General features: G+C 40.9%; 19 protein-coding genes and 1 riboswitch. Of the genes, 11 read left to right on the forward strand and 8 right to left on the reverse strand.

Annotated features, from left to right (window positions below):
• Positions 1-77: 77 nt before the first annotated feature.
• Together E3D81_RS12275 and E3D81_RS12280 are read right to left on the reverse strand one after the other, a co-directional pair.
• Positions 78-410 (reverse strand): GNAT family N-acetyltransferase, encoded by a 333-nt coding sequence (locus E3D81_RS12275; RefSeq protein ID WP_134777581.1) that lies wholly within the window; start codon positions 408-410, stop codon positions 78-80.
• A gap of 131 nt (positions 411-541) precedes the next feature.
• The gene (locus E3D81_RS12280; protein ID WP_134777582.1) at positions 542-2,317 is read right to left on the reverse strand and encodes an AMP-dependent synthetase/ligase; all 1,776 of its coding nucleotides are present in this window, start codon (positions 2,315-2,317) and stop codon (positions 542-544) included.
• A gap of 184 nt (positions 2,318-2,501) precedes the next feature.
• On the opposite strand from E3D81_RS12280, the gene E3D81_RS12285 reads away from it, so the two are divergent.
• The gene (locus tag E3D81_RS12285) at positions 2,502-4,265 is read left to right on the forward strand and encodes an aromatic amino acid hydroxylase (protein WP_134777583.1); all 1,764 of its coding nucleotides are present in this window, start codon (positions 2,502-2,504) and stop codon (positions 4,263-4,265) included.
• 8 nt (positions 4,266-4,273) lie between these two features.
• On the opposite strand, the gene E3D81_RS12290 is transcribed toward E3D81_RS12285, so the two are convergent.
• Positions 4,274-5,170, reverse strand: coding sequence for a flavin reductase family protein (locus tag E3D81_RS12290; protein WP_245153213.1), 897 nt, complete (start codon positions 5,168-5,170; stop codon positions 4,274-4,276).
• Between the two features lie 28 nt (positions 5,171-5,198).
• Entirely contained in the window at positions 5,199-6,173 is a 975-nt protein-coding gene (locus E3D81_RS12295; protein ID WP_134777584.1) for a fumarylacetoacetate hydrolase family protein, read from the reverse strand.
• A gap of 323 nt (positions 6,174-6,496) precedes the next feature.
• Between E3D81_RS12295 and E3D81_RS12300 the strand changes: the two genes are divergently transcribed.
• The 3 genes from E3D81_RS12300 to E3D81_RS12310 are packed head-to-tail and all read left to right on the forward strand — an operon-like array spanning position 6,497 to position 10,061.
• A complete protein-coding gene (locus E3D81_RS12300) occupies positions 6,497-7,657 on the forward strand; it encodes a homogentisate 1,2-dioxygenase (RefSeq protein ID WP_134777585.1) in 1,161 nt (386 codons plus the stop codon).
• 19 nt (positions 7,658-7,676) lie between these two features.
• Entirely contained in the window at positions 7,677-8,804 is a 1,128-nt protein-coding gene (gene hppD / locus E3D81_RS12305) for a 4-hydroxyphenylpyruvate dioxygenase (RefSeq protein WP_134777586.1), read from the forward strand.
• Positions 8,805-8,816: 12 nt separating this feature from the next.
• On the forward strand, positions 8,817-10,061 hold the full coding sequence (locus tag E3D81_RS12310; protein ID WP_245153214.1) for a Glu/Leu/Phe/Val dehydrogenase dimerization domain-containing protein: 1,245 nt from the start codon (positions 8,817-8,819) through the stop codon (positions 10,059-10,061).
• 33 nt (positions 10,062-10,094) lie between these two features.
• On the opposite strand, the gene E3D81_RS12315 is transcribed toward E3D81_RS12310, so the two are convergent.
• Together E3D81_RS12315 and E3D81_RS12320 are read right to left on the reverse strand one after the other, a co-directional pair.
• Entirely contained in the window at positions 10,095-10,481 is a 387-nt protein-coding gene (locus E3D81_RS12315) for a (deoxy)nucleoside triphosphate pyrophosphohydrolase (RefSeq protein WP_099367033.1), read from the reverse strand.
• 55 nt (positions 10,482-10,536) lie between these two features.
• Positions 10,537-11,916 (reverse strand): DUF3472 domain-containing protein, encoded by a 1,380-nt coding sequence (locus tag E3D81_RS12320; RefSeq protein ID WP_134777587.1) that lies wholly within the window; start codon positions 11,914-11,916, stop codon positions 10,537-10,539.
• A 189-nt stretch (positions 11,917-12,105) separates the two neighbouring features.
• On the opposite strand from E3D81_RS12320, the gene E3D81_RS12325 reads away from it, so the two are divergent.
• The 4 genes from E3D81_RS12325 (at position 12,106) to E3D81_RS12340 (ending at position 18,082) form a co-directional block, all read left to right on the forward strand.
• Positions 12,106-14,703 carry a phosphatidylglycerol lysyltransferase domain-containing protein gene (locus tag E3D81_RS12325; RefSeq protein WP_245153215.1) on the forward strand — a complete coding sequence of 866 codons (2,598 nt, stop codon included), beginning with the start codon at positions 12,106-12,108 and terminating at the stop codon, positions 14,701-14,703.
• A gap of 67 nt (positions 14,704-14,770) precedes the next feature.
• Positions 14,771-16,507, forward strand: coding sequence for a helix-turn-helix domain-containing protein (locus E3D81_RS12330; RefSeq protein ID WP_134777588.1), 1,737 nt, complete (start codon positions 14,771-14,773; stop codon positions 16,505-16,507).
• Between the two features lie 123 nt (positions 16,508-16,630).
• The gene (locus E3D81_RS12335; RefSeq protein ID WP_134777589.1) at positions 16,631-17,311 is read left to right on the forward strand and encodes a hypothetical protein; all 681 of its coding nucleotides are present in this window, start codon (positions 16,631-16,633) and stop codon (positions 17,309-17,311) included.
• A 356-nt stretch (positions 17,312-17,667) separates the two neighbouring features.
• A riboswitch (SAM-I-IV-variant riboswitch) is annotated at positions 17,668-17,761 on the forward strand.
• 57 nt (positions 17,762-17,818) lie between these two features.
• Positions 17,819-18,082: a 5-oxoprolinase gene (locus tag E3D81_RS12340; RefSeq protein WP_099367037.1), complete on the forward strand. Its 264-nt coding sequence runs from the start codon at positions 17,819-17,821 to the stop codon at positions 18,080-18,082.
• 57 nt (positions 18,083-18,139) lie between these two features.
• Here the strand turns inward: E3D81_RS12340 and E3D81_RS12345 are convergent, their stop codons facing one another.
• Positions 18,140-19,237 carry a DUF2891 domain-containing protein gene (locus tag E3D81_RS12345; RefSeq protein WP_134777590.1) on the reverse strand — a complete coding sequence of 366 codons (1,098 nt, stop codon included), beginning with the start codon at positions 19,235-19,237 and terminating at the stop codon, positions 18,140-18,142.
• A gap of 66 nt (positions 19,238-19,303) precedes the next feature.
• Here E3D81_RS12345 and E3D81_RS12350 point away from each other — a divergent pair, with 66 nt between their 5' ends.
• Positions 19,304-19,990 (forward strand): DUF937 domain-containing protein, encoded by a 687-nt coding sequence (locus E3D81_RS12350; RefSeq protein ID WP_134777591.1) that lies wholly within the window; start codon positions 19,304-19,306, stop codon positions 19,988-19,990.
• Between the two features lie 87 nt (positions 19,991-20,077).
• The gene (locus E3D81_RS12355; protein WP_134777592.1) at positions 20,078-21,100 is read left to right on the forward strand and encodes a threonine aldolase family protein; all 1,023 of its coding nucleotides are present in this window, start codon (positions 20,078-20,080) and stop codon (positions 21,098-21,100) included.
• Between the two features lie 143 nt (positions 21,101-21,243).
• On the opposite strand, the gene rpoN is transcribed toward E3D81_RS12355, so the two are convergent.
• Positions 21,244-22,707 (reverse strand): RNA polymerase factor sigma-54, encoded by a 1,464-nt coding sequence (gene rpoN, locus E3D81_RS12360; RefSeq protein ID WP_099367963.1) that lies wholly within the window; start codon positions 22,705-22,707, stop codon positions 21,244-21,246.
• A 226-nt stretch (positions 22,708-22,933) separates the two neighbouring features.
• Here rpoN and E3D81_RS12365 point away from each other — a divergent pair, with 226 nt between their 5' ends.
• Positions 22,934-25,255 carry a transglycosylase domain-containing protein gene (locus tag E3D81_RS12365; RefSeq protein ID WP_134777593.1) on the forward strand — a complete coding sequence of 774 codons (2,322 nt, stop codon included), beginning with the start codon at positions 22,934-22,936 and terminating at the stop codon, positions 25,253-25,255.
• The last annotated feature ends 41 nt before the right edge of the window (positions 25,256-25,296 follow it).

Here is a 25,296-nt window from a genome sequence, read left to right on the forward strand (position 1 = left end):
TAACTTGAGATTTGTGTTTCCCTCGTCATCCTGAAAAGTGATTTTCGTCACAGGGATTATACAGCTAATTCAAAAGATTAGGAATTTTCTTCCATCAATTCCTTATACTTCGGAAATCTTTCCGATACCAAGGATCTCCATTCGGGATTCTTTTTGATAAAAGCATAAACATATGGACAGTAAGGAGATACCGTTTTTCCAGCTTCCTTGATATGTTGCAGGGTTTTCTCCACCAATGCAGCAGCTGCACCAGTTCCTGACAATGCTGCTGGTGCTTCGGTATGGATCAATGCAACAGTGCTTGACGTTTCTTTATAATCAATAAAAGCAATGTGGCCTTCAAAGGTTAATTCAAATCGATGTTGTTCTTCGTTTTTTACTAGAGGAATTTCTATAAATTGAGGTTTCATATCTTAATAACGATGGATTTCTATGGATGTTTTGTTCTTGTTTTAATAAAACAAAAATAACCTTATCACAATAGAAATCCATTGATGTATATCAAGAAAGGATTATATAACCATTAAATATAGGTTAAGCTTTAGGCTTCTGTATGATACAGTTCCTCAAATTCCTTCCTGTACTTTTCTAGGATAACTTTACGCTTCATTTTAAGGGTAGGGGTCAATTCTCCATCCTCAATCGTAAATTCGTTTGCTAAAATAATCGGCTTTTTGATCTGTTCCCAATTACCAAAATGTTGGTTCGCCATTTGAACTTCCTTATTGATCTTTCTCAATACCTGAGGCTGTTTCAAAAACTCTATTTTTGGAAGGTTTTTCAATTCAGGCGCTTCCGTTTTACTCCAATCCTGTAGATGGGCATAATTCGGAACGATATAAGCCGATGCGAATTTCTGTCCATCACCGATTACCATCGCCTGCTCAATAAAATTGGATTCCAATAATTTCTTTTCGATAGGCTGTGGGATTACATATTTCCCACCAGAGATCTTGAACATTTCCTTTTTCCGGTCGATGATCTTCAAGAAGATCTCATCTTCCCAAATTCCAATGTCGCCTGTATGCAACCAACCATCGATAATAGTTTTCTTCGTTTCTTCCGGATTTTTATAATATCCCTGCATTACATTCGGACCTTTCACCAGAATCTCACCATCTTCTGCCAATTTGATCTCCACATATTTTACTGCTGGACCTACCGTACCGATCCGTATACCTTTGATGTAGTGGTTTACAGAAATCAGGGGTGAAGCTTCGGTCATACCGTATCCTTCATACAAAGGAATTCCGGCAGCCAGAAATACTCGAGCCAATTTGGCCTGTAACGACGCACTTCCTGATGCTACTGTTTTCAAATGCCCACCAAGCGCCTGGTACCATTTATCCAATACCAATCGTTTGGCCACGCCAAGTTTGAGGTTGTAAGCAAACGACCTGTTTTCCGGATTCGGATCATATTGTTCCGCTACTTCAACCGCCCAATCAAATATCTTGCGTTTAAAACCGGTTAAATCCAATCCTGCTTTCATGATTTTCTCGTATACCTTTTCCAAGATACGCGGTACAGCCGTCATAATATGCGGCTTCACTTCCGTGATATTCTGGCCGATCTTATCTAGGGATTCCGCAAAATGGATGGTGATACCGATATACATGTAGGTATAGATAACCATCCTTTCGTAGGCATGGCAAGGAGGAAGGAAGGTTAAGGCGCGATCATATGCCTGGCAGGGGGTTATTTCCCGTGCAGCTTCTACATTGGAAACAATATTCCTATGGGTCAGCATAACACCTTTTGGTTTACCCGTCGTACCTGAGGTGTAAATCAAGGTAGCCAGATCGGAGGATTGAACCTGGTTCCGGAGTTCCTCAATTTTTGCCATTGGTACCTGTTGCCCAACCTTAAATATCTCTTGCCAATTCCTCACCTCAGGATGTTCCTCAATACAGAAGATATACTTCAAGGTATAAACAGATTCCCTAATGGCTTCTAGACGTTTATATAACCCTTTATTACTTACGATACAGAGTTTGATCTCCGCATCGTTGATGATGAACTGATAATCGGTATCGGTGATGTTGGGGTAGATAGCCACCACTACTGCACCGATCTGTTGGATTGCAAAATCGATGATATGCCATTCCAAACTGGAGTCAGCAATCAGTCCAACTTTTTCATTTGGTTTTACACCAAGCTCAACCAATCCTCTGGAAAGATTGTTTACCTCTTGAATGAAGTCTGTTGATGCGATGTTCTTCCATTCTCCAGCCACTTTACGCGACATGATGGAAAGATTTGGGTATAGATCCGGCTGTCTAAAAGCCAGATCAAACAATCTGAGATTTTCCTCCATAATAACATAATTTATTTGCTGCTTGAAGCAAATACTCGTTCAGGATAACAATTAATAAACTGAAGAAGTTTTGCAAAAGTAGGAAAATGAAATGAATACGCTTTAAGCAGTAAAAAAATGGTTTTATAATTATTTTTTGGCTTGTGCGGTTAAATTTTTTTATGTTTGTTTAAACGGATAACGAATGAAAACCTATAATAATCCAGTACTTGAGAAGCTCCCAAAACATCTATCAAGATATGTTGTAGAACAGAATTATAGCCGATACAGTTTTATAGATCAAGCGATTTGGAGGTATGTGATGCGGCAGAATTATGCTTATTTAAAAGATGTTGCTTATTACCCTTATATCCCAGGATTAAAAATTGCCGGATTATCCATCGAGCGGATTCCAGATCTGCAATTGATGAATGATAGTTTGAAAAAAATAGGCTGGGGAGCTGTCACGGTAGATGGTTTTATTCCTCCTGCAGCTTTTATGGAATTCCAAGCCAATTATGTATTGGTGATCGCCGCAGATATCCGTCAGATTGACCATATTACCTATACCCCTGCACCAGATATCATTCATGAATCATCTGGCCATGCACCTATTATTGGCGAACCGGAATATGCAGCCTATCTGCAATATTTTGGGGAGATTGGTTCGAAAGCCATCAGCTCAGCCAAAGATTTTGAAGTATATGAAGCGATCCGAAATCTTTCTATTCTGAAGGAGAGTGAAGAAGCCACAGAGGCCGAGATCGAACAAGCAACGCAGCATTTGGATCAGGTTCTTTCGAACATGGGCGAACCCTCAGAAATGACCTTATTGAGCCGCTTGCATTGGTGGACGGTAGAATACGGATTAATAGGCTCTGTTGATGAATATAAGATTTATGGGGCAGGTTTGCTTTCATCCATCGGTGAAAGTGCTACGTGTCTTCAGCCCGATGTTTTAAAACTACCATATAGTTTGGATGCCATCAATTATAGTTACGACATTACGAAACCTCAGCCTCAACTTTTTGTAACCAAGGATTTCCATAAGGCCTATGAAGTGCTGGATGAATTTGCAGCTGGTATGGCTTTTAAAATCGGGGGTAAACTCGGATTGGAACGGGCGATCGGAAGCGAAAATATCTGTACAGTTCAATACAGTTCAGGAATTCAGGTTTCAGGAAGATTTGTGCCATTTTTAGATGCTGAGGAGCTAATAGCCGTTAAAACTGATGGCCCTACGGCCTTGGCCTTTGATGGAAAACAATTGGATGGACACGGAAAGACTTACCACGCTGAAGGATTCAGTTCACCGGTAGGAAGTCTGTTGAAGCAGAAAAAGCCTTTAGAAGATTGTTCTTTAGATGAACTTGCACTGATGGGCATTGTTCAGGATGATGCAGCTACCTTATACTTCAAATCTGGAATTTTGGTCAATGGCGTGGTAAAATCACTGCTTTTTAAAGACAATAAATTAATTCTGATCAGTTTTGAGCATTGTAAAGTAATCCATGAACCAACAGGCCAAGTCTTGTTCGAGCCTTCTTGGGGTACTTATGATATGGCGGTAGGGGAAGAGATTAACTCTGTATTTGCAGGAGCTGCGGATAAGTTTGCTTATGAGCCAGAAGTAAAAGTCACTGAACTTAAAACGGAGAAAGCGAAGGCAGAACCTCAAGCAGAGCGATTAAATGAGATCTACAGGTTATTAAGAAGTATCAGAGAAGGTAATCCACAGGAATCTACTTTATTCGAATTATATGAAGAGGTGAAAACCTCCTTTCCGGAAGATTGGTTGGCACTAGTGGAACTTTACGAGTTGACCATACATTTTGAATTCAATGAATTGGGAGTTTTTGTGAAACAAGCCTTAGAACAACGTGTAAAGGACAATCCGGAACTGGAAAAATTGGTTCAAGATGGATTGCATTTAGCAGAAACGCAACCCATCAATCTGGAATTAGCTTAATAAAAACCTTAGCTCAATAATAGAATCTGCCAAGCGCGTTCTACATCTTCTTCCAGTAAAACTTCAGCGGCATAACGATGAAGCTCATTTCGCAATTGGGTTTCATCGGAAGACCACATCTCCAGAAGCGAACTGATATGCGCATCAGATTCCAATTCGTTTGTCTTTTCAGGAATGGACTCCACATTCGCCAATAGGCCTAGATGATTTCCCGTTAAGATACTCGACTGTCTAATATGTTCCGGTAATTGATCGACACCAATACCCAATTTTCGTAAAGGTTTTGGAACTTCAAACAGGTTTTCCTCCGTTACGCGGCAATACCAATTCCCGCCTAAGCGTGCAACCAGATCCAATGCGGCCTGATCCATATTATTATCCTCATCCAAAAGGTTGGCGTTGATGTGCATGCAGATGATCTCCGCAATCACCAAGTTTCCAGCACCACCATTTGGACTCAGATTGATGACTTCACGCACCTTACACTCCAACTGTACCGGCGATTCGGCCACACGTGCTGGTTTGATATGCTGGGATTTCAACGGCGTAAAGCCACTTTTCTCAAATTCATTTACCCCTTTATCGTATTCTGTGCTGGCAAGAGATTGCTGCTGAACCATCGGATAATTCACGATATTGATCACCACCTCCGGCACTTCCTTGATATTGCTCAAGGTATGCTTATCTTTTCCATCGCGCATGCGCGTCAATGGAGAAAATACACAGATAGGAGGTTCAGTAGACATGAAGTTAAAATAACTGAATGGGCTCAGGTTCGGATTACCATCCTTATCTACCGTACTTGCAAAACATATAGGTCTCGGCGCTACGGCATATTTTATCAGACTATCGAAAATGGGACCATGATTTTCACGATCAAAGGTTTTCATTTCATTAAATAGCATATATCTTTTTTTATATGTGATTTTACAATTATTCTTCTGTCAAGACCATTTCATTGATCAAAACACCTAATCCAGTAACTTCCATTTCAACAATATCTCCTGGATTCAGCCATTGCTCCTGATAATCCGGATTGCTTCTTTTTCCGGTTCCGTTCAGTTCCAATAAACAGCCTGTACCAACAGTACCTGAGCCTATGATGTCACCTGGATAAAGGGTAACTCCATAGGAAACCCGTTCGATGATTTCGGCGAAAGTCCAATCCATATCCGAAAGGTTACCAGCGGATAGTAAAGTGCCGTTCACCTTGCAGGTCATGTTCAGGTTGTAGGTGTTTCCAACATGCCCTTCCTTAGGATCTCTCAGAAAACCAATCAATTCATCTTTGGTCACAAAATAGGGTCCAAATGCACTCGCAAAGTCCTTTCCTTTGGCCGGCCCTAGGTTCAGCTTCATCTCTTCCATCTGTAGGGTTCGGGCACTGACATCATTCAAAATCATAAAGCCGCCAATATATTCATCAGCTTCGGATGCTTGGATATTTCTTCCCGTTTTATTGATTACAATGGCTACCTCCAATTCAAAATCGAGGTGTTCGAAATGTCTTGGCATGCCATACACCTTTCCTGGGCCTTGAATAGCCTGGTGATTGGAAAAATAGAACACCGGAAATTGATCGAATTCTGGGATCATCTCCAAACCTCTGTTCGCCCTGGAAGTGGCCACATGCTGACGGAAAGCATAAGCATCCCGAAAGGAGGGAGGGTTGGGTAGTGGAGCTAATAATTCAGCTTCTTCCAAAAGAATTCCTAATTCCTGGAATTCTCCTAATTCAATACGTTCTTGATAAAGTTTTAAGGGATCAAGGCCTTCATCACCTTGTTTTAATAATTCCAAAAGGCTGCTGGGAAGGTTTGGGTCTAAAGAAAGACAGGGGTATATTTTATGTTTTACAACAAGACCTAATTTTTCAGCCTGATTCTCACGATAAGTTACAATCTTCATTTAATTGGCAATATTACTGCACGAATATGTTTATTTGGTTAATTTAAAAAAGGATTTCCAAGAAAATATATTAAATATGGTCAAATATTTTTTCGAAATCTCTGTAAAGATAAGATTATAAAACTTATATTTGAGTCATAAGTCCCAATTATGAACAACTTTAAAAAATCACATAGGATATATTCCCTAGGATTGATGCCATTTGCGAAAGCACTATTGGCAGAGGTTGTTTTTGCTCAATACTAATACCCTAATTTTATTATTTCCATCATTGATTAGCTCGCAAGGTTAGTCCCTTTTCCATTTATAATAAAAATTAAATTATGCCAATCTATCATCAATTGGGAGAAATCCCTTCAAAAAGACATACTGTTTTCAGGAAGCCTGACGGTAATTTATATGCAGAAGAACTCGTTTCTACGCATGGATTTTCAAGTGTCTATTCCTTGGTGTACCATTGCCATCCACCAACCCTAGTAAAAGAAATTCGCGAACCTTATGATGTTTCGCCTAAAATAGCACGTGAAAAGCATTTAAAACATACCAGTTTAAGAGGATTTCAGGTTAAGCCAACCGCAGATTACCTGGAGAGCCGTGTGCCGGTGCTGGTCAATTCAGACCTTCATATTTCCTTGGCCGCTCCACAGGAATCCATGACTGATTATTTTTACAAGAACAGCCAGGCAGATGAGATTATTTTCATCCATGAAGGTACCGGTAAATTGAAGTCTGGATATGGGGAGATCCCTTTTAAATATGGCGATTATATCGTGATCCCAAGGGGTACCATCTATCAGATTGAATTTGATACAAAAGAGAATCGCCTATTCATTGTGGAATCCTTTGAACCCATCAAAACCCCAAAAAGATACCGCAATGAGCATGGGCAATTGATGGAGCACGCTCCATTCTGTGAGCGGGATATCGTTCGTCCTTCCAATCTGAAGACCTACGATGAAACAGGTGATTTCGAGGTAAAGATCAAAAAACAGGGATTGATTTATCCTTACGTCTATGCCACCCATCCATTTGATTTCATTGGTTGGGATGGATATCATTACCCATGGGCTTTTTCTATCCATGATTTCATGCCGATTACCGGTATGTTGCACCAACCACCTCCCGTACATCAAACCTTTGAAACAAACAGCTTCGTGCTATGTAGTTTCTGCCCTAGAATGTACGATTACCACCCTGATTCTGTTCCTGCACCCTATAACCACAGCAATGTGGACTCCGATGAAGTCCTTTATTATGTGGATGGGGATTTCATGAGCCGTAAATCGGTGGAAAGAGGCCAGATTACCCTACATCCAGGTGGAATTCCGCACGGACCACACCCTGGAACAGTAGAAAAAAGTATAGGCCAAACCAAAACCGAAGAACTGGCCGTCATGATCGATCCTTTCCGTCCATTAATGATGACGGAAGAAGCTTTGGCTATTGAGGATCCTGACTATTATATTTCTTGGATTAATTCGTAAACCACTTTATAAAAAAGATATGACACAGACATTCGCAGAAAAGATTGCTAAAGCGCAAGATTTTTTACCGATCAATGGAACTGATTACATCGAGTTCTACGTGGGAAATGCCAAACAAGCTGCCCATTATTATAAAACCGCATTTGGTTTTCAATCAGAAGCTTATGCCGGACCAGAAACTGGCGTTCGCGATAGAGCTTCTTACGTTGTGAAACAAGGAAAGATCCGTATCATGTTGACTACGGCCCTTAAATCAGACCATCCCATTTCTGAACATGTGAAAAAACATGGTGATGGGGTAAAAGTTTTGGCTCTTTGGGTAGATGATGCCCAAAAATCCTTTGAAGAAACCGTGAAAAGAGGCGCGAAACCTTACCAGGAATTACAGGTAATGACTGATGAGTTTGGCGAAGTGAAAACGGCTGGTATTTATACCTATGGAGAAACTGTTCACCTATTTGTGGAACGTAAGAACTATACTGGCGCATTTATGCCTGGATTCGTAGCTTGGAAAAGTGAATATAATCCAACAACAACTGGTTTGGAATACGTAGACCACTGTGTAGGTAATGTGGGCTGGGATCGTATGGACGAAACCGTTAAATGGTACCAGGATGTGATGGGCTTTGTCAATGTACTTTCTTTTGATGATAAGCAGATCAACACAGAATATTCTGCTTTGATGAGTAAGGTGATGAGCAACGGAAATGGCTATGTGAAATTTCCGATCAACGAGCCGGCCGAAGGAAAGAAAAAATCCCAGATCGAAGAATATTTGGAATTCTACGAAGGAGAAGGCGTTCAGCACGCAGCCTTGATCACCCATGATATTGTGAAAACCGTAAAGGAGCTTCGTTCCAGGGGGGTAGAATTTTTAGGCGCTCCACCAGAAGCTTACTACGATATGCTACCTGATCGCGTAGGGGAAATCGATGAAGAGATCAAGATCATTCAAGATCTAGGAATATTGGTTGACCGCGACGAAGAAGGTTATCTATTACAGATCTTCACCAAACCTGTAGAAGACCGTCCTACTTTATTTTTTGAAATTATTCAACGTAAAGGCGCTCAAAGTTTTGGAGCAGGTAACTTCAAAGCCCTTTTTGAGGCGATTGAAAGAGAGCAGGAGCTAAGAGGAAATTTATAGGCAATTATTAAAATGAATCAAACTATTATGAAGGGCTTATTGCAGACCTTTGAAGAGAAACAACCGGAGATCGTATTCGAGTGGAAAGACACGGAAACCGAAGCTGAAGGCTGGGTAGTGATCAATTCTTTACGCGGTGGAGCTGCCGGAGGTGGTACCCGTATGCGTAAAGGCTTGGACAAGAATGAAGTGGTTTCCTTGGCAAAGACCATGGAAGTTAAATTTACTGTTTCAGGTCCGGCTATTGGCGGTGCCAAATCAGGAATCAATTTTGACCCTTCCGACCCTAGAAAACAGGATGTGTTGAACCGTTGGTTCAAGGTGGTGACCCCGCTTTTGAAAAACTATTACGGAACAGGTGGTGACCTGAATATCGATGAAATCCATGATGTGATTCCGATTACCGAGCAATATGGTCTTTGGCATCCGCAAGAAGGAGTGTTGAATGGGCATTTTGATGTACGTGAGAACGGTAGAATCCATCAGATCGGTCAATTAAGATACGGTGTTTCCAAAGTCTTGGATGATAGTAGCTTTAGCCCTGATTTAAAACGTAAATACAAGATTGCCGATATGATTACCGGTTGGGGAGTATCCGAATCTGTAAAACATTATTACCGTTTATTTGATGGAGAAATCGCTGGCAAACGTGCCATCATCCAAGGATGGGGGAATGTAGCCGCTGCCGCAGCCTTTTACCTGAGCAAACTAGGCGTTAAGGTGGTGGGAATTATTGACCGTGTTGGTGGCTTATTGAACCCGGAAGGTTTTACAGAAGCGGAAATTACGTCCCTTTTCTTAAATAGAGATGGGAATGCGCTTAGGGCAGACCAATTAATTCCTTTCGAAGAGATCAATGATAAAGTTTGGACTACTGGGGCAGAAATCTTCATTCCAGCTGCAGCTTCTCGATTGGTATCTAAAGAGCAGATCAATCAGCTGGTTGAAAACGGATTGGAAGTAATCGCTTCTGGAGCCAATGTCCCTTTTGCCGACCGTGAGATCTTTTATGGTCCGGTGATGGAATATGCCGACAACCATGTGGCTGTTATCCCCGATTTTATTGCCAACTGTGGTATGGCTCGTGTATTTGCGTTCCTGATGCAACCCAATGTGGAGATTTCGGATGAATCCCTATTTAACGATGTTTCTGAAGTGATTGGAAATGCCTTACAGAAGATCAAGGAGCAGGGGGGAGATGGAAAGACCCATCTTTCTTCCAGGGCTTACGAATTAGCGTTGAGACAATTAATCTAAAATTGAAATTGAATAGTAACAAGGAGGTAAATTTTACCTCCTTGTTCGTATATATTCTTCGATCACCGGAAGATCGGCATTCGCCCAATCATACCGGAACAATTCCGTCTGATCAACCCAAATAACCTGCTCATGTTCCAGCACCTTCAGTTCACCGGCTTTCAATTTACAAACATAAGGATATAAGGTTAGGGAAAAGTCGGGATAATGGTATTCCACTTTGGTCAATGCTTGTTCTATCGAAATATCCAAATTGATTTCTTCCTTTACTTCTCGGAGCAGACATTCCTCCAGGCTTTCGCCTTCTTCTTGTTTTCCACCCGGAAACTCCCATTTCAACGGTAGTTTCATGGATGCGGATCGTTGACAAATTAATATTTGTTGATCCTTTTCTATTAAAGCGCAAGCTACATGTATCATATAGGTAAATATAATAAAAAACTGGCTGCTTTTTTAGGGCAACCAGTTCACATTATTAAGGGAGTTTAGTAAAGTCTATACTGGGCGCTGTTTTCTGATTCATATAGCTGAATTTCTTGCCGGGTTCTACATAATCATTGAAGAATCCACAATTCCTCAAAAAGAATCCATTCGCATTGGTACCGCCCATGGCATCAACCCTTTGTTGGTTATTGTAGGTGTCGTCTACCGTAAATGTTGCTTCGGATACTTTTAACCAGGTACCTGCAGTTGTCCTAACCCATTGGTTCTGGTAATGGGCCTGTCTTCCTTGATGACCATAGGAAGGATTGAAATTCTCCAGGAAACTATGGAAACTCCTTAAATAGGTGTTTGTCTTAGGTCTTTTGAAACTGGCAATCAAATTCCATTTCTCTGTTTCTGGTGTATAGAACCAAGCCGTATAATCGGTTTTTCCCGTTCCGTCTGGCTCCCCTTTTAAAAGGAATCTATAGGTCGTTCCAGCTTTCCAATTATATTTCAGGTAACTCTGGCCTCCAGAACCCTCATTTCCAAATTCTCCCGTATATACATCGCTACCTTTTTTGTTCAAAGTAATGCGTTGGTCTGCCGGGATGTCGTTCGGGTTATCGGTATTGTAAGGGCTCCAAACCGAAAACAATATCCTACGTTCGGTCGGCGAGTTTACCTGGAATCCGAAATAACCTTCTGCAAATCCATTGGCCATAAAATAGGACCCTTGGGCATCTTCACCAGTTGGTACCAGCACCTCCGAATAAAAGTAGGAAACACTTTCTGTGGTCGGAATCGTATATTGTAAATGACAGGAAGGACCTCTTCGAGCCCAATAATAAAAACTTGCCTTATTGGAATAGACCAAACCTGCCGCTGTGGCTGAACCAGAAATGGTCATTTCGCTAACTTCGCCAAAATTACTGCCTGATTTCTTGGTTCCTTGCAGATCAATTTTAACGTATCCAGCAGGTACATCAAATTCACCAACCATGATCTCCTTCATGGTCGATTCCGTCAAATTGATTTTGACTTTTTTATTGTTAATGCTGATTTCAGCTTCACTGCTTTCCCCACTGTTCAAGGTTCTTGCATTCAAGGAAAGAACAATTTTACCAGCCGTTTTAAACCGCACATAGGTACTGATGATGCTATTCGCACTGTTCCAGTTTTTTAAACCATTGGGGTTATGGATGTTTTCTGCATAACCTGATGCCGGGCTTGTCACAAAGGAATTTCCAGCCAATGGAATCTGGAACTTGCTTCCTTGATGGCTGACCGTTGTTGGTTTCGGATCTTCAACAGGCAAAGGTTTGTTCGGAGCTGGATCTGTTCCTGCCGTGGTTTTCGAACAACTTATACTGCTTATCAAAGCCAAGTGGAAAAGCATTATTCCAATGAATTTTAAAGGTGTTTTTTTCATTATGATGATAATTGGTTTTCAAGTATAGGTAAGTGATTTTGATAAACAAAACAGAAGGGCTAATCAAACGTTTGCTCAAAATTTTTTAGCGTAGAATTGATAAATAAGAACACTGATAACAGTAATTTAATTATTAGAAAATATAGCTTCTTTAAATTTATTCCTATCGATCAACATTCAATTAATTCTATGGTTAAAAAACTGATAGCTATCATCCGAAAATTCTCCCCAAAATCCTATTGGAAAGAAATTCTAGCTATTCTCATCATCCTATTTGCTTTTATATTTTTTCGTGAACAAAGAAAGGAACTGTTGGAAATTGGTCCAATGCTCGAACAGGCCGATAAAACCTGGTTGATCATTGGCGTGCTGTTGACCTTTGCGTATGTGTTTTCCCAAGGTATGATGTATCGATCCTGTTTTAGTTCCTTGGGATTGAAAATCAATTTGAGTATTGCTGTTGAACTGTTTTTAAAGCGAAATTTTTTGAGCGTATTCCTTCCAGCTGGCGGTATCAGCTCATTGGCTTATACCACCTCCCAATTACGTAGAAGAAACCTCAATAAATTACAGATCCACCAAGCAAGTGCCTTGTACGGATTCATCGGCATGTTCACCGTTTTTATGGTCGCTGTTCCGGTGGTTATTTATTCCTATATTAAGAATCAGAGCCATGTATCCATTTGGCAATCTATCTTGTTATTAGGCGTTCTATTGGGGTTCGCCTTTTTTCTATATTGGTCTTTTAGGAATAAAAAAGGTGTTTACAGTGTTTTAGAGACCCGTTTTCCAACTTTTACAGCCCAAGTGGATCAGGTCTTTCACGCCAATCTGGATAGGCGATCATTGGGCTTCAGCATCCTGTTTTCACTACTCATAGAAGCTTGCGGAATATTGCATGCCTATATTGCCATGTATGCACTAGGGCTTTCGCATTCCTTTGAAGCTGCGGTCGTAGGCTATACCATTTCTATTTTATTGATGATCGTCTCCCCATTCCTGCGGGGGATGGGAGCTGTGGAACTTTCTATGTTATATGTGTTCACCAACTACGGTTACCAGAAATTGGAGGGCTTGGGGATCACCTTATTGTACCGGATATTTGAATTCTGGTTGCCCTTATTTTTAGGTCTTTTGGCGTTTGCCTGGCGAGGGCAGCAATTATTGACCAGGATTGGGCCAGCGTTATTGATCTTTTTTTTAGGTCTGGTCAATTTATGTTCGGTATTAACACCACCATTAACCGAAAGGTTAAAACTGGAGCGGTTCTATGTTCCCATGGATGCCATTTATGGCTCTAAACAGATGGTATTTCTGCTCGGCTTGGGTTTGGTCATCATTTCTGCTTACCTCATAAAGGGCTACCGTTCGGCCTATTGGGTGGCTATCGTATTCTGTGTGCTTTCTATGTTGGGGCATCTTGGAAAGGCCCTCGATTATGAAGAAGCAGTTATTACGTTTATGGTCCTTTTGTTACTGCTTTTCCATAAGAGACAATATCGGATCAAATCCTCTAATAAGTGGTTAAGACTGGGTTTTGGAAGTTTTATCAGTGTTTTCCTCGCGGTCTGTTCTTTTGCTATCATTTGTTTTTACTTCATCGATAAACATCATTTCGGACATTCTTTTGGCCTACGGGAGGCTTTCATTTATACCGCTCGCTGCTTTCTGTTCTATACCGATACTGGGCTGGATCCACAGACAGTCTTCGCCAAGGAATTCCTTTGGATATGTAAAACCTTAGGTATCTTTTGTTGGTTGTTGATGATCTATGCTATCATTGTACCAAGGAAATACCGCGTTGCTGGAAATGAATTTGAAGAACGGGAATTAGCCCAGAAATACCTGAATAAATTTGGTCTTTCCAGTTTGGATTACTTCAAATTGGCAAAGGATAAAGAACTGTTCTTTTCTGAACTAGCGGCTGGTTTTACGGCCTACCGGGTCGTAAAAAACTATGCAGTGGTCCTGGAAGAGCCTGTTTGCGAGATCCATCATAAGGAAGAGCTTATTACCGAGTTTGAAACCTTCTGTAAGAAACAGGGTTTAACAGCTATTTACTACCGGATTGAGGAGAACAGCCTGATCTATTTTAAGGAACATCGGAAAAAGAAATTATTGATCGGGCAGGAAGCGATCGTTGATCTTAAACTGTTCACTTTGGAAGGAAAGGACAAAAAATCCTTAAGAAATGGCCTGAACAACTTACAGCGGAATGGTTTTGAATGCAATATCCAGATCGCCCCTCACGATGATGCCTTAATAGCCGAGTTGAAGAAGGTTTCTGACGAATGGTTGGCTCACTACGAGCGCAAAGAAATGGTGTTTTCCCAGGGATCTTTCTGCCCAATTGCTTTAAAGGATCATGCCATGATCTTGATGCGTGATAAGGATCAGCGCTTGGTGGCATTCTTGAATATCATCCCCGATTATGCCATGGAAGAATGTACCTATGACCTGATCCGGAAAACAGCAGATGCACCTGGTGCGGCCATCGACGGGCTGATCTTAAAAATGATTACCTATGGTAAGGAACAGGGATTCCGATACCTGAATATTGGGATGGTTGCCTTAGCTGGATTAGATGTAACGGAAATTCCTGCAGAGAAGATCATGAAATTCATATCCAACAAGGTGCCTAATTTTCGGTTCTTTAAATCCCAAAAGGAGTTTAAAGAAAAATTTACCCATAGATGGGAGAACCGATACCTGGTATTTAATCATGACTTCGATTTATTTCAATTGCCGCAAGTGATATGGAGGGCAATGAAACCTATTAAATCTTAAATAATTATGGCACTATATTGGCTTATGAAAATAACAGCAATACCATGTTATTACTCAAGCCGAAACAATGTTTAAACGCGTAATTTTAATATTTTCTTTTCTTTTAACTCAACTGTTTGCCGTTATTACACTTCATGCAGCACAGACCAATGATAGCCTTGCCAACCTATCCTTAGAGGAGTTGATTTCCAGAGCAGATAAATACGATAATAATGTGTATCTGACCTATGCAGAAAAGAAAAAATGGTCTCCTGCAGAGCAGTTGAGTTTGTATCAGGTACATGCCAACCGATTGATTAACGAGGGAGACCTGGATGCCGCCTTAACGTATTTTAGAAAATTGGATTCCTTAGGCAGTTTGTACAATGATCCCTTTTCCCAGTTTGTGGCCAAGCTCAGCATCGGTGAAATCCATTATAGACAGAAGGACTATGCGGAAAGCAAAATTGCTTTTGAAGCCGCTCAGCCTTTTATAAAAGAGTTTCCAGAAGGGGTAGACCGCATATTAGCAGCGAGCGAATATTCCTTTTTCTATTACTTGAACGGGAAATTCGAACTTTACATCAAGGAGTTGGAAGCGAATAATGCGAAACTGGATAATCTGTTGAAGTCATCTAAACTGGAAGCAACCGATCGGAACTATATTCTTCTTTCCAAAGCCACATTAGATGTTTTTTCGGCAAGAGGCTATTTAATGAATGAATCTTTCGACAAAGCAGAATCTGCTTTGGCTAATGCAAGAAGGATCATTGATGAACATTTTCCGGATGAAAGCTTACTGACGGATGTTCAGCAGGAATTGGTGCAAGGAGAACTGTATTTTTTCAAAAAGGATTTTAAAACGGCCATTCCATATTTTCAGAAAATAGTGAACCTGGAAGAGACCAGTTTTAAGGAATTCCAATATATGGCTAAGGTTTTCCTGGCCATCAGTTACTATCAGTTAAAAGATTATGATCAATCCCTGAAATTTGCTGAGGATGCGGTTGGTCAAAAAATCCAGGTTGCAGACTATATCGACTATGAAATGGAGGCGCTACGCTATGCCTATCTTTCCAGCAAGGAATTGGGGGATATGGATAAAGCCCAGCAATATTCGGCTATATTTTTGGAGCAGGATGAAGCCTTGAATGATACCAAACGATCCAATTTCGTGAATTCTATCATCAATAACCTGGAGGTAGGGAAATTGAAGGATGACCTGCAGGAAAAAACGAAGGTGAATTCAAATTTACGGTATGTATTGATCGGGCTTGCGGTGTTGATTATCCTCTTGACTGTGTATGTTATTTATCAAAGACGCATGCATAAAGAGAATAAAAGAAGGATCGAGGAGTACATGGACAAACTGGAACGGGAGAAAACTGAACCGAGGAAAGAAATACGCGTGGAAGAAAAACCTGCAGTGGAAATTGATGCTTCAGAACCTGTAGAACCAATAGAGCCAGACGAGCGAAGTATTAGGCTTTTGGAAAAACTTCGATTGTTTGAGGAAGGAGAATTGTTTACCGATCCTAAAATGAGCCTTTCTTATTTGGCGAGCCACTTGGAAACGAATACCATTACCCTTTCCAAACTGATCAATACCTATAAAGAGATGAATTTCAATGATTATATCAATGGCTTAAGGATTAAATATATTATTGAAAAGATCAAGAACGAACCTAAATTCGAACAATATAAAATCAGCTATTTGGCGGAAGTAAGTGGATTTTCTTCCCATAGTATTTTTAGCAAGGCATTTAAAAAGAGTACAGGATTTACACCTTCCCAATTTTTGGATTATTTGAAAGAGGATCGATAAGTGTTTGTGTATTAGGACTGTGGGCGGGTTGGTTTGCGCAATTATATAATTCAACAAAGCCTTTCTTAGTATAAACAATTGATGTGGTTTACCTTTAAGGAAGCGAATCATAAAATCATTAATATGTTTATATCAGTAAGACAATTAGAGGAAGCTGCATTTGCTGCAGATCATTTAGTAAATCCGGTTAACGGTAATAATCCGATGGTTTTGGTGTATTATAGAAATTATACAGCCACCGCTTTCTTTACCGGATATACCAAGAAAGCAGGAGCAGTTTATTTGGATAGCACTACGAATAAGAGGATTTCAAAAAGTAAATGGACGAACGAAATGAAAGCCTTTGCTTTGGAAAAAGAAAAATTGGTGCCCGCTGCTCCTCATACCATGAAACCTACAATTTTTGGCTATATCATGATGCTGGCTGTGGTCGGATTCTTTGGCTATATGGCTTATGATTCATTAAAACCCGCTAAACCGATTCCTGCGGAATATACCGTACTTTTGAAAGAACCAAAGGCAGGGGATATGTATTATGGTCGATATGAGCAGATGGAACCTGGTGAACGAGTGGCTAGAAAGGCGGGTTTCGGATGGTTTAAGGTGCTGAATAATCAGAATGGTAATATTGAGGTGGCATTGAATAAACATATGAGCAGTAACCATAAACCTTCCAAGGATATGGATCAGGTGGATTTTGAGGAAAGTGGTAAATTGGTTAGGATTCAATCTCAGGAAAGCTATGAATTAAAATTAAGGTCTGAGGATAAGACGTTGGAGTTTTATTTTACGGAGAAGAAGTAGGGGGATTTTAGATGATAGATGATAGATGATAGATTTTTGACCTTTCTCGTCATTGCGAGGCCAACGTCATTGCGAGGTCTCGTCATTGCGAGGAACGAAGCAATCTTTGAATCCCGTCATTGCGAGGAACGAAGCAATCTTCCTTCATGTCATGCTGAGCGAAGTCGAAGCATCTACGTTTGGTACCCCGTACAGATCCTTCGACGATGCTCAGGATGACAAAGTCCAAAGATTGCTTCGTTCCTCGCAATGACGGGAAGATTGCTTCGTCGTGCCTCCTCGCAATGACGTATTAACCCTCATGCCATAATCAAAAAAAATATTTTTTTGAAATCCCAATAATATCTACTAACTTTGTAGAGTATTCAGAATTGCATAAGCAATACCAACCGAGTGAAGACACCGCGGTGGTGAAATAATACGGGTTTCCTACCAAAATAAACGAAAAGGAACAACACCCCAAAATTTCTGGATGCAAGGATGGTTTAATTTTTAAACAAGAATTGTATGTCAAACACAAAAGAATTTCAACAACATTTAGTGGAGCAGTTCCACCATTACAGTACCCAAGAATTGGTGGTATTGAACAATGATTTAGTACAATCTAACTGGGGTAGCAGTAAAACTGCCTTTCGCAGTGCACTATTAACGACTCTCTCTAAACGAGGCATAGATCTATCTGCAATTATCCATAGTTTGGATGGATTTACGCAAATCCAGCGGGTGGCCGTCCGCCTCGAGGCTAATAAATTAGTTCCCCTGGATGCATAACATGTTCTATAGGCAGTAGGTCAAAGACTTACTGCCGTTTTTTTAAAACTATTCACTTTATTTAATAGATAGCGCATAAAGGGCAAATGTACCCAGCCAATGTGTTCCCATATAATCATCCTGTTTGGATATATTTGGGATGGAAAAGGCGACATGCGCATGTGCTATTTGGTTCAGGTGCTTTAGTGCTGGAAGTTTTAAAGCAATACCTTTCAAACAGGCTGCACGACTGTAATTTAAGCCATCCAGATGCACCAGTTTTCCATCGGTTCGATCTTTTACGATGGCAGGTTCCAGCTTAAAGCTGCTATCATAAAGTTCGGGCATAAAAGTCTTCAACCAAGCATCATAGGCCGAACTCTCCATAATCTTGCTCATCAGAAAGGCTTCTTCTAAACAAGGGGATAGGAAATCATATCCGGATGGTTCATAAGCCAGGTTACAGTTTTTATCCTGATGGTAAAGGCGGTCTGCATTCTCAGATATGCTTTTTATAAAATTCTGATTATTAACTGTTTTAGCATAATCCAAGGAAAGGGATAGTCCAAATGCAGAATTATCATGTTGTCCTGCTCGGATAGGATAGACCAGTTTTGGAAGGTATTCCATATAACGCTGCACCAAAAGATCCACTAATGGCTGTAGGGCTTGTTCCCATTTTTTGGCGTCGGCATCCTCCCAGGTATGTAACTCCTCCTGCAGTTTGAACAACCATGCCCATCCATAGGTCCTTTCAAAATTCAGGTTGTTCTTATCTTCAAAAAAGGCTTTTTCAACCTGTACATTTTCCGGTGTAATATGGGCATTAAATACCTTCCTAATGGCACCATCGGTATCCAATTCCGGGAATTCTTTCATCAACTTGACGATCGACCAATAGCCATGAACCGAAGAGTGCCAATCAAAACAGCCATAGAAAACCGGCCGTAAGGATTTTGGGGTTTTAAGATCGGCATCCGATCCGATAACCTGGCCTAATTTATTCGGATATTCGATCTGTAAACAATGGGTAGGTAAGGAAAAAATAGATTTGGCAATATCTGCATTCAATTTGATCTCTTCAACGTTCGCCGGCTCTTCTTTTTGTTGGTTGTTTTGACAGGCTGTAAACAAAAATGTACAGCATGTAAAAAATAAAAGACGGGTTTTATTCATGATATGTATTTGGCTTTATATTTGATTTATAAATGTAATATTTATTAACAAAAAATAAACTAAAACATGAACATTACAGATTTAATTTCCGGCGGCATTGGTTCTCAGGCCGTTGAAGGTATTTCCCAAAAATTAGGGATTGATAAAAATCAAACACAATGGGTTGTTTCTGCAGCCATTCCTTTGATGATGTCTGCATTGAACTATAATGCACAGAAAAGCCCTGAACAGGCACAAGGTATACAAAATGCAATCGATACAAAACATAGCGGAGGAATCTTTGATAACTTGGCCGGATTGTTCAATGATGGTCCTACAGAAGATGAAGACAAGATCGTAAACCATATGTTCGGAAGAAATACCGAAAATGTGAAAGAATCATTATCCGAAAAATCAGGTATCAGCATTGGTAAGATAGGTGGTATCTTGGCTTTATTGGCACCATTGGTAATGGGATACCTTGGTAAGAAAAAACAACAGGATGCTGGTGCTGGTTCTTCCGGTGGTGGTATCGGCGACTTGCTTGGTAGCATTTTAGGTGGCGGTGGCAGCAATACCAACGCTTCCGGAGGTGGTTTAGGTGATTTGATCGGTAGTGTTCTAGGTGGAGGTGCTGCTTCCAATACCCCGTCTACTCAGCCAAATATTTCCGGTGGATTAGGCGATCTGGTAGGGGAGTTCTTCAACCAAAAAAATGATAAGGGAACCAAGGGAAGTATTCTAGATAGCTTAGCAGGCATGTTTGCCAAATAAGACGATCTAATAAATTCAATTAATACAAAGAATTAGGCCGTATCCACTCCATGGATATGGCCTAATTTGTTTTTATTATTTTTGGACATGGAAAACAGAATAAGCTTTAAGAATGATTACAGCGAAGGTGCTCATCCCGCCATTTTATCGCTCCTGATGGATACTAATTTTAACCAGGAGCCTGGTTACGGCGAGGATAGTCTGAGTAAGGCCGCAAAGGATAAAATTCGAGAAGCCTTGGGGAAATCGGAAGCAGAAATTTTTTTTGTTGCTGGTGGTACTCAAGCCAACCTACTATTGATCAGCCATCTTTTGAAGCCTTATGAGTCGGTAATTGCAGCTGATACAGGGCATATTGAAGTGCATGAAACAGGTGCCATCGAGTATACCGGACATAAGATAAACTTGGTGAAGAATATTGCAGGCAAGCTCACTGTACCGGGGATTGATGATGTAGTCAGGTTACATACCGATCATCACATGGTGAAACCGAAACTGGTTTATCTTTCCCAAACGACAGAATTGGGAACCGTTTATAAGAAGCAGGAAATTAAAGAGATAGCGGATTATTGCAAAAGCAATAATTTATTCTTGTATGTAGATGGTGCCCGTTTAGGTGTTGCCTTGACCTCACCCTACAATGATTTGAGTTTAGCCGATCTAGCTGAATTAACGGACGCCTTTTATATTGGAGCGACCAAAAATGGGGGACTATTGGGAGAGGCTTTGGTATTCAACAGGCCCGAATTGGCAGAAGGCTTTCCCTATACCTTAAAACAGCGGGGTGCGCTGATGGCCAAGGGCAGATTATTGGGTGCCCAATTTTTAGCCCTTTTTTCCGATAACCTGTATTTTCAACTTGCAGAGCATGCAAATACCCAGGCCATGCGATTGGCCAAAGCTTTCGAAGCTAAAGGTTATGCTTTTGCCAGCCAACCAGAAAGTAACCAACTGTTTCCCATTTTGCCTGTGGAGCTGATTGAAAGACTACAACAAGATTTTGAATTTTACGTTTGGGAAAAGCGATCATCGGAAGAAGCTGTAGTTCGCTTGGTCACCTCTTGGGCAACGGATCCAAAAGATGTAGAAAAATGTATGCTAACCCTATGATTTCGCTATGAAATCGTGGTTTAAATATGGTTAAAGTATGTTTTTAGTAACTAAACATACAAAAAGCATACTTTCACCATGCTTTCACCCTACTTTCAGTACGAATAAAAACGGTCACCCTACTGGATGACCGTTGTATTTTTCTAAAGTTCTTTTCGAAGTCTGGCCACTGGAATATTCATGGCCTCCCGATATTTGGCAACGGTTCTTCGCGCTATGGAATAGCCTTTTTCCTTGAGGATTTCCGTCAATTTCTCGTCCGCCAGGGGTTTTCGTTTGTCCTCATTGGCAATACATTCCTCCAAGATCTTTTTCACTTCCTTGTTGGATACCTCTTCTCCAGATTCTGTTTGGATGGCTTCGGAGAAGAAGGATTTTAATAAAAAGGTTCCAAATTCAGTCTGCACATATTTGGAGTTCGCTACACGGGAAACGGTTGAAATATCCATTTCGATCTTATCGGCAATATCCTTTAAGATCATCGGTTTCAGCATCCGATCATCACCCGTAAGGAAATATTCGTACTGGTATTCCATGATGGCATTCATGGTTTTCAGTAAGGTTTGTTGACGTTGTTTTATGGCATCGATGAACCATTTCGCAGAGTCCAGTTTCTGTTTCACAAACTGAACGGCCTCCTTCATTTTCTTGTCGTTCTTCTCCGCCTTTTCATAGTGTTCAAACATATCTTGGTAAGAACGGGAAACACGTAACTCTGGCGCATTTCTGCTGTTCAAGGTCAAATGTAGGACCCCATCGTTATTGCTGATGTGAAAATCAGGGATAATGTGCAGTTGCTTCCCAGCTGCTGCTCCAGAATCACCTGGTTTAGGATTTAGCTTCAATATTTCATTGACGATCTCTTTAAGCTCCTCGGAATTTACACCCAATTGCCTTTCGATCTTATCGTAATGTTTCTTGGTGAATTCATCTAAGTAGTCTTCCACCACCTGCATGGCTTTGCGGATAATGGCATTCTCCTGGTCTTTTTTTCGCAACTGGATCGCTAAACATTCCTGCAGGTTTCTTGCCCCAATGCCTGGAGGGTCGAATTCCTGGATGATCTTGAGCATATCTTCCACTTCTTTTTCTTCGACGATCACGTTTTGGGAAAACGCTAAATCGTCGATCAGGGAAGGGATGGGTCTACGTAGGTAGCCATCATCGTCCAAAGATCCGATGATCTGTTGACCAATTAAAAAGTCTTTATCGTTAAGTGCCAAAAGATCCAATTGGCTCTGTAGGTTTTCAAAGAAAGACGTTTGGATGGCGACAGGGATTTCCTTGCGGTTCTCATCATCATCGTTGTCATACCCACCACCGTAATCGCGGTAATCATCTTCTTGTATATATTCGTCTACGCTGAATTCTTCTTCATAGTTGCTTTCTTCCATGTTGTAGTCATCATCCGGGTCTTTGTCCGGATATTCTTCAACAGGATCGTTCATGTTAGCTAAGCTACCATCTTCAAGGGCAGGGTTTTCTTCAAGCTCCTCTTTGATCCTTGCATCCAAAGATACCGTAGGTACCTGGAGCAATTTGATGAACTGGATTTGCTGAGGTGATAATTTCTGAAGTAATTTCTGTTGTAAGGTTTGTTTTAACATGTCCCCGATTAATATTCATGGTAAAAATAGGTATTTAAATTGAATGAAATAGGAGTATTGAAATAATTACCGTATTTAGGTATAGTTTTTGTGGAGATATTGAACTGATTCCCAACAACCCTTCATGCAAAAATTGGTTTTGTTAAATTTCGTTAATTTTTCAAACATGTAAAGTTTTTGAGATTTTTGCTGTAGATATTTCCAAAGTTTTATTCATATTTACCCTATGTTTAAACGGGTCAGAAACAGATTTCTGCGTATTACGCTGATTCTTATATATTTCGTTATTTTATTTACTTGTGCGGTTCAGATTAACTTTTTAGGATTATTTGGTTCTTCACCCACCAAGAAAGAAATCCTATTACCTAGCCTAAATGTATCTTCTGAACTGTTTACGGCAGATTCTGTATTGATCGGCCGATATTATAAGCAAGACCGCGACCCCGTTCCCTACGATAGTATTTCCAAAAATGTAATCAATGCTTTAATCGCTACCGAGGATGTTCGATTCTTCAAACATCAAGGGGTGGATTTTATTGGTTTATTTGCTGGGGTGGTTTCCACCTTGAAAGGCGATGACCGAGGGGCAAGTACCATCACCCAACAATTGGCAAAAAACCTCTACAGAACCCGCTATAAGGATTCTCAAGGATTGCTAGGGAAAATTCCTGGAGTGGGTATCGTTGTTACAAAATATAAAGAGTGGATGACCGCTTTCAAACTGGAAAGCAAATACAGTAAGGAAGAAATTTTGACCATGTATTTGAATACGGTGTCCTTCAGCAATAATGCTTATGGGATCAAATCGGCATCTGTACGGTATTTCGATAAAATGCCGAGCGCTTTAACGGTCAATGAGGCGGCCGTATTGGTAGGGATGTTGAAAGGGACAACCCTCTATAATCCGATCCGTAATCCGAAAAATGCTTTGCAACGCAGAAATACCGTTTTAGGGCAGATGCAGAAGGAAGGCTACATCAGTGCAGAAGAGAATAAGAAATTCGCTGCAGATTCCTTGGGGCTGGATCTGAACAACCAGGAGCAACGAAACTCCAACGATTCCTATTTGCGTACTGCGGTAGAGAAATGGTTGGAAAAGTGGGCGGAGGAAAATGAAATTGATATCTATACCAGTGGGTTAAAGATCTATACGACCATCGATTCCAGGATGCAGAAGATAGCAGAAGATGCGGTGAATTCCAAAATGAATGAATTACAGCGGAGATTGGATAATGTATGGCGCAATCAAGATCCTTGGCGCGATAAGGAGGGGAATGTTATTCCAAACTTCTTGGAAGACCAAGCCAAAAAATTGCCTGTTTTTACCTATCTCATGGAAAAGTACAAGGATGAGACCAAGGTGTTCGAGGAACTAAACGTGAAAAAAGAGATGGAAGTTTTCACTTGGGATGGGATGGAGAAAATGAATTATTCCAGCATGGATTCCTTAAGACATTACATCAGTATGTTGAATACGGGTGTTATGGCGATGAATCCTTATAATGGCGAGATCAAAGTTTGGGTAGGAGGTATCAACCACGATTTCTACAAGTTTGATCATGTCAACCAAGCGAAGAGACAGCCAGGGTCTACCTTTAAGCCGTTTGCCTATGCGGCAGCCTTGGATGCTGGGAAAGCGCCATGTGATAAATATGAGGACAAACCAGTTAAGATAGAATTTGTTAACAATAAAGGGGAGCATGAAATTTGGGAGCCAAAGAATGCCGATTGGACCTTTTCTCATAGGCAATTGTCGCTAAGACATGCCATGGCTCGTTCATTGAACAGCGTAACGGCACAGATCACGGAAGAAGTGGGTTGGGATAAAGTAGTCGAGATGGCCCATAAAGTAGGGATCGAGAGCAAATTGGAATCTGTTCCTTCGGTAGGATTGGGGTCTAATGAAGTGACCGTTTTTGAAATGGTGCGTGCTTATGGGACATTTATGAACCAAGGGAAAAAAACAGAACCGATTTTGGTTTCGCGAATTGAGGATAAGGATGGGAAGGTGATCGCGGAATTCAAGACCGAGCAGAAGCAGGTAATGAGCCCAGAGAATGCCTGGTTGATGACCTATATGCTTAGAGGAACGATGGAAGAGTCAGGAGGTACCTCGCAGGCCCTTTGGGAGTGGGATCTTTTCGATGATGAAAACCAAATCGGGGGTAAGACCGGTACTTCATCCGATTACGTGGATGGATGGTATATGGGTGTTACAAAAGACTTGATCACAGGAGTTTGGGTAGGTTGTGATGAACAAAGTATACATTTCAACAGTTCCGTGAATGGGGAAGGATCGAAGACAGCATTACCGATCTACGCGGTATTTATGGAAGAGCTTTATAAGCATCCCGAGTTGGGCGTTACTTTGGGGAAATTCCCGGAGCCAACGGTGGAAATTACCAAAGCGTACAACTGTCCTGGTCCGCGGATTCGTGTCGAGAGCCGTGGTTCCGGGTCGGATTCCACAGCAACCGAAGAAACATCGGAAATCCCTACGCTAACCCTACCTGAGGTAATCAGGGAAGAAGAGACTGAAAACAATTAAAAATAAGTCGTTCGGATTTTTTATTTTTAAGTACTAATTAT

Origin of the sequence: Sphingobacterium sp. CZ-2 (assembly GCF_004526235.1) — a bacterium.
In the GTDB taxonomy this organism is placed as follows: Bacteria; Bacteroidota; Bacteroidia; order Sphingobacteriales; family Sphingobacteriaceae; genus Sphingobacterium; species Sphingobacterium tenebrionis.

Bases quoted from the DNA above. Each gene is read 5' to 3' on its own strand.
- E3D81_RS12310 (WP_245153214.1), top strand. From the start codon at position 8,817: ATGAATCAAACTATTATGAAGGGCTTATTGCAGACCTTTGAAGAGAAA.
- E3D81_RS12315 (WP_099367033.1), bottom strand. From the start codon at position 10,481: ATGATACATGTAGCTTGCGCTTTAATAGAAAAGGATCAACAAATATTA.
- E3D81_RS12275 (WP_134777581.1), bottom strand. From the start codon at position 410: ATGAAACCTCAATTTATAGAAATTCCTCTAGTAAAAAACGAAGAACAA.
- E3D81_RS12345 (WP_134777590.1), bottom strand. From the start codon at position 19,237: ATGAATAAAACCCGTCTTTTATTTTTTACATGCTGTACATTTTTGTTT.
- E3D81_RS12350 (WP_134777591.1), top strand. From the start codon at position 19,304: ATGAACATTACAGATTTAATTTCCGGCGGCATTGGTTCTCAGGCCGTT.
- E3D81_RS12365 (WP_134777593.1), top strand. From the start codon at position 22,934: ATGTTTAAACGGGTCAGAAACAGATTTCTGCGTATTACGCTGATTCTT.
- rpoN (WP_099367963.1), bottom strand. From the start codon at position 22,707: ATGTTAAAACAAACCTTACAACAGAAATTACTTCAGAAATTATCACCT.
- E3D81_RS12300 (WP_134777585.1), top strand. From the start codon at position 6,497: ATGCCAATCTATCATCAATTGGGAGAAATCCCTTCAAAAAGACATACT.
- E3D81_RS12320 (WP_134777587.1), bottom strand. From the start codon at position 11,916: ATGAAAAAAACACCTTTAAAATTCATTGGAATAATGCTTTTCCACTTG.
- E3D81_RS12325 (WP_245153215.1), top strand. From the start codon at position 12,106: ATGGTTAAAAAACTGATAGCTATCATCCGAAAATTCTCCCCAAAATCC.
- E3D81_RS12285 (WP_134777583.1), top strand. From the start codon at position 2,502: ATGAAAACCTATAATAATCCAGTACTTGAGAAGCTCCCAAAACATCTA.
- E3D81_RS12330 (WP_134777588.1), top strand. From the start codon at position 14,771: ATGTTTAAACGCGTAATTTTAATATTTTCTTTTCTTTTAACTCAACTG.
- E3D81_RS12335 (WP_134777589.1), top strand. From the start codon at position 16,631: ATGTTTATATCAGTAAGACAATTAGAGGAAGCTGCATTTGCTGCAGAT.
- E3D81_RS12280 (WP_134777582.1), bottom strand. From the start codon at position 2,317: ATGGAGGAAAATCTCAGATTGTTTGATCTGGCTTTTAGACAGCCGGAT.
- E3D81_RS12340 (WP_099367037.1), top strand. From the start codon at position 17,819: ATGTCAAACACAAAAGAATTTCAACAACATTTAGTGGAGCAGTTCCAC.
- E3D81_RS12295 (WP_134777584.1), bottom strand. From the start codon at position 6,173: ATGAAGATTGTAACTTATCGTGAGAATCAGGCTGAAAAATTAGGTCTT.
- E3D81_RS12355 (WP_134777592.1), top strand. From the start codon at position 20,078: ATGGAAAACAGAATAAGCTTTAAGAATGATTACAGCGAAGGTGCTCAT.
- E3D81_RS12290 (WP_245153213.1), bottom strand. From the start codon at position 5,170: ATGCTATTTAATGAAATGAAAACCTTTGATCGTGAAAATCATGGTCCC.
- hppD (WP_134777586.1), top strand. From the start codon at position 7,677: ATGACACAGACATTCGCAGAAAAGATTGCTAAAGCGCAAGATTTTTTA.